General features: G+C 72.1%; 5 protein-coding genes. 2 read left to right on the forward strand and 3 right to left on the reverse strand.

Annotated elements, in window-relative coordinates; translation table 11 throughout:
- Positions 1-20 precede the first annotated feature (20 nt).
- Positions 21-716 carry a peroxiredoxin-like family protein gene (locus B8460_RS02555; RefSeq protein WP_048860005.1) on the reverse strand — a complete coding sequence of 232 codons (696 nt, stop codon included), beginning with the start codon at positions 714-716 and terminating at the stop codon, positions 21-23.
- Between the two features lie 129 nt (positions 717-845).
- On the opposite strand from B8460_RS02555, the gene B8460_RS02560 reads away from it, so the two are divergent.
- Positions 846-1,757 (forward strand): LysR family transcriptional regulator, encoded by a 912-nt coding sequence (locus tag B8460_RS02560; RefSeq protein ID WP_048860006.1) that lies wholly within the window; start codon positions 846-848, stop codon positions 1,755-1,757.
- A gap of 130 nt (positions 1,758-1,887) precedes the next feature.
- Positions 1,888-2,556 carry a DsbA family oxidoreductase gene (locus B8460_RS02565; protein ID WP_048860008.1) on the forward strand — a complete coding sequence of 223 codons (669 nt, stop codon included), beginning with the start codon at positions 1,888-1,890 and terminating at the stop codon, positions 2,554-2,556.
- A gap of 315 nt (positions 2,557-2,871) precedes the next feature.
- Here the strand turns inward: B8460_RS02565 and B8460_RS02570 are convergent, their stop codons facing one another.
- Positions 2,872-3,423, reverse strand: a complete 552-nt coding sequence (locus B8460_RS02570) for an RES family NAD+ phosphorylase (RefSeq protein WP_048860007.1) — start codon at positions 3,421-3,423, stop codon at positions 2,872-2,874.
- A gap of 26 nt (positions 3,424-3,449) precedes the next feature.
- Positions 3,450-3,908, reverse strand: a 459-nt coding sequence (locus tag B8460_RS23255; RefSeq protein WP_241771085.1) for an MbcA/ParS/Xre antitoxin family protein, incomplete at its 5' end; no start/stop codon positions are given.

The raw sequence follows: 3,908 nt of genomic DNA on the forward strand, positions 1-3,908 counted from the left end.
GGCCGCGCGGCGGGCGGGCGTCAGTCGGCGGCGTGCAGCGTATGCGATTCGGCCGCGCCGGGTGGCGCGGACGGGGCGGCGGCGCGGGCGGCGGCCAGCGCGTCCTCCGGCTCCATGCGGACATGCACGCGCGGGTCGATATGGGCGTGCGTGATGCGCCCGTCCTGGCCGATGACATAGGTCGCGGTCACCGGCACGGCCCAGGTGCCGCAGGCGTTCATGCGCGGCAGCGCGTGGCCCAGCCGTTCGTACAGCGGGCGCAGCGGCTCGGGCAGCTGGAACATCAGCGACCAGGCCTTGCCCACCTGCGCGCCGGTATCGCTCAGCAGCGAGAAGGTCAGGCCATGCGTCTCCGCCACCTGCCGCGCGGTCGCCGCGTCCTGCGGTGCCACGGCGAGGATGCGGGCCGGGATCGCGGCGGCGCGGGCGGCGATGCGCTGCAGGCCGCGCAAGGCGATCATGCAGAACGGACACCACGCGCCGCGATAGAAGGTCAGGATGACCGGCCCCGTGCGCAGCGCGTCATACAGGCGCACCGGCACGCCGTTCTGGTCGGGCAGGGTGAAATCGGGCGCCACGTCGCCCACCTGCGGCGCGTGGCGTCCGTGTTCGGACTCGGCCAGCATCGCCTCGGACGCTAGGACGTGGGGCGCGTCGCTCCCGACGCGGTCCAACATGCAGGCCCGGAAGGCCGCAAGCTCCGTGTTCAAGGTCATGGCGCGTCTCCCAACAAACGGCGTGCCAGGGAAATCCCAGGCGCCGCTTCAGCCTTCAACATTGTTTATCTGGCGTTACAACGCTATCTGGCGTTTTCCGATGGTATCTATACCGGAGCGTATGAGGCAATGGATCTCATTGCGGCGCTGCGTGCCTTCAGCCGTGTCGCTGAAAGCGGCTCCTTTTCCGCCGTTGCCCGCGAAATGGGCACGACGCAGCCCGCCGTCTCGCGGCAAATCGCGGCACTTGAGGATTATTTGGGCGTACGTCTGCTGCACCGCACCACGCGGTCGCTGGCGCTGACGGAGGATGGCCGCGACCTTCTCGCGCATGCGACGCGGGTGCTGGAGGCGGTGGAGGAGACCGAGGCGGCGGTCGGCCGGGGCCGCGCCTCGCCCGGCGGGCTGGTGCGCATCGGCGCGTCGGTCAGCTTCGGCCGCCTGTATATCGCGCCGCGGATCGGCACGCTGCTCGACCGCTACCCGGACCTGCGGGTCGAACTCTCGCTCAACGACGGCGTCGTGGATCTCGTGCATGACGGGCTCGACATGGCGGTGCGGGTGGGCGAGGTGCCGGACAGCGCGCTGGTCGCCCGCCGCATCGGCGTCGTCCGCCGCATCTGCGTCGCCTCGCGCGAGTATCTGGACCGCCGCGGCCGGCCGACCCGTCCCGCCGACCTCGCGGAGCACAACTGCATCGTCATGGTCCGCCGCGGCGGCGCGGACTGGGCGTTCGACGGGCCGGAGGGGCCGGAGCACGTCCATGTCACCGGCCGCTTTCAGACCGACAGCGCCGAGGCGGTGCGGCAGGTGGTGCTGGCCGGTCTCGGCATCGCCCTCACCCCCGCCTGGCTGCTGCGCGACGCGCTCGTCGCGGGCACGGTGGAGGAGCTGCTGCCCGACTGGCGGGCGCCGCTCTCGCCCATCCATGCGGTCTATCCGACCCGCCGCTATCTCGCGCCGCGCACCCGCGCGGTGATCGACTTCCTGGTGGAGGAGTTCCGTCTCGACCCGGTCATTTCCGCCTATGGCCAGGCATGAGCCGCCGTCGCTCCCCGCCGGCGGCGCATCAGGCGGATGACCGGGCGATGACGAACGGCCTTGCCCTGCTTCGCGGCGGGCGGGATGATGCTCATGCTTTACGGTGTGGCTGTCTGCGGAAGGCACGGCGGTGAACGTACTCGCCCCGCCAAAGGCGCGGCTTTCGGTCGAGGTTGTCCATGACCTGGTGTGTCCGTGGTGCTACCTCGGCGTGCGCCGGCTCATGCGCACCATGCGGCGGCGGCCGGATCTGCTGTTCACGCTGGTCTGGCGGCCGTTCCTGCTGAACCCGGACATGCCGCGCGTCGGCATGGCGCGGGCCGATTATGTCATCCGCAAGTTCGGCGGCGAGGAGCGGGCGCGGCGCCTGTACGGCTCGATCACCGAGATCGGCCGGACCGAGGGCGTGCTGTTCCGCTTCGACCGCATCCGCCGCACCCCGTCCAGCGTGGACGCGCATCGCCTCGTCATCTTCGCCGCCCGCTTCGGCCGCGCGGATGAGGTGGTGGAGGCACTGTTCTCCGCGCATTTCACCGACGGGCGCGACATCGGCGACCCGGCGGTGCTGATCGCCGTCGCCGTCGCCTGCGGCCTCGACTCCGACCTCGCGCGCCACTTCCTCGGCAGCGACCAGGACATCGACACCATCCACGCCGAAAACCTGCGGGCGCACCGGCTCGGCATCAACGGCGTGCCCTGCTTCGTCATCGGCGGCCGGCACGCGATCGCCGGGGCGCAGGAGCCGGAGGTGATCGAGCGCCTGCTGGACGTCGCGGCGGTGGAGGCGATGGACGCCTGACCGGCACCGGCCGTCAGGCCGCGCGCCTGTCCCGGCCCGCCGCCGACGTGGCTGACCCGAGGATGACGTCAGCCGTCGATCGCGCGTTCCGGGATCGTTGGTTTCACACATGTGCGAGGGGCGGGACGGAAAAGGGCTCCGGCGTTGCCGCCGGAGCCCCCGAGACATTGCGCGTGACCGTCGCCGGTCCGCGCCGCTGCGTCAGCCCAGCCGGGTCGTGGCTCCGTTGGTGCTGATCCAGCGCGCGCGGTGGCGCGACCTTTGGCAATGAGACACTGGATCACCTCCTTTCAGTTGGTTGCGGGAGCCCCGACCCTAGCGCGCCTGCGGAGTCGTTGGCGAGAAAGACCGGGACCAGGAAGACCGGTCGCGCGGCAGGCGCCCGGCGGGATCGTGAACCGTGACCCGGTGCGGCGGCGCCTCGCCCCAGCGCCACAGCACCAGATTGGCCATGTCCGCCCGCGCCCCGGTCGCGAACGAGGGCACCAGGATGCCCGCCGCCCCGCCCGCGATCAGCCGCGCCGCCAGGGTCCACGAGGCCGGCTCCCGCCCCTCCGCCCGGTCGAGCGCCCAGGGGCAGGCCAGCGCGGCGCGATCGACGCCCACCGCCGCGCGGTCCGCGTCGGTGCGCAGATCGACCAGATCGTCCATGTCGACGTCATAGGCGCAGACGGTCAGCGGCTCGAACCGGCGGGCGAAGCCGTGGCCCATTTCGATGAACATGCCCTCGACGCTCAGCGCCAGATACAGCGCCGGCACGCCCACCGGGTTGAACCGCCCGCCCTTCGCCGCCGCGCCCTCGCCCGACAGCGGCGCCCAGGCCCAGCCGGGGTCATGGGCGCGGTAGGCCGTCCCCTGCCATCGCACGCCTCAGGCGCAGCCGAGGGGCACGATCACGCGAAGCCGCCGGTCGCGACGTGATCGAGATAGTCGCGCACCGAGGCCGCGCGTCCCTCCTTGACCAGGGATTCGGCGGTGCGGCCGCCGAAGGCCGGCAGCGGCTCGGCGCGGTACCAGGCCATCGCCTGCTTCTCGCCGCCGGCCCAGGCGACAACGCGGCCGAGGATTTCCAGCATCTCCGTCGCCCGCGCCTGCGATTTCGGCGCCAGGGTGCGGGCGGGCCGATAGAGCGTCTCCGGCGCCAGGCCGATCGTCTCGGCCAGTTGCGACTTCGACATGCCGAAGCGCTGGGCGACCTGTTCGACCGACACGTGCCCCGCGGCATCGGTGCAGGCGAGCAGCAGGCCGGCGCCACGCGCCTCCGCCGCGATGGCCGAAGCGGCGGCGGCGCGGCGCCGCGCGGGCTTCATCGCTGCCATGGGCTGCTGTCCGTATGCCACGTTACCATGGCA

This window comes from Acidisphaera rubrifaciens HS-AP3 (assembly GCF_000964365.1).
GTDB lineage: Bacteria > Pseudomonadota > Alphaproteobacteria > Acetobacterales > Acetobacteraceae > Acidisphaera > Acidisphaera rubrifaciens.

Excerpts from the sequence above, each read along its gene's own strand:
- B8460_RS02555 (WP_048860005.1), bottom strand. The coding sequence starts at position 716 with ATGACCTTGAACACGGAGCTTGCGGCCTTCCGGGCCTGCATGTTGGAC.
- B8460_RS02560 (WP_048860006.1), top strand. The coding sequence starts at position 846 with ATGGATCTCATTGCGGCGCTGCGTGCCTTCAGCCGTGTCGCTGAAAGC.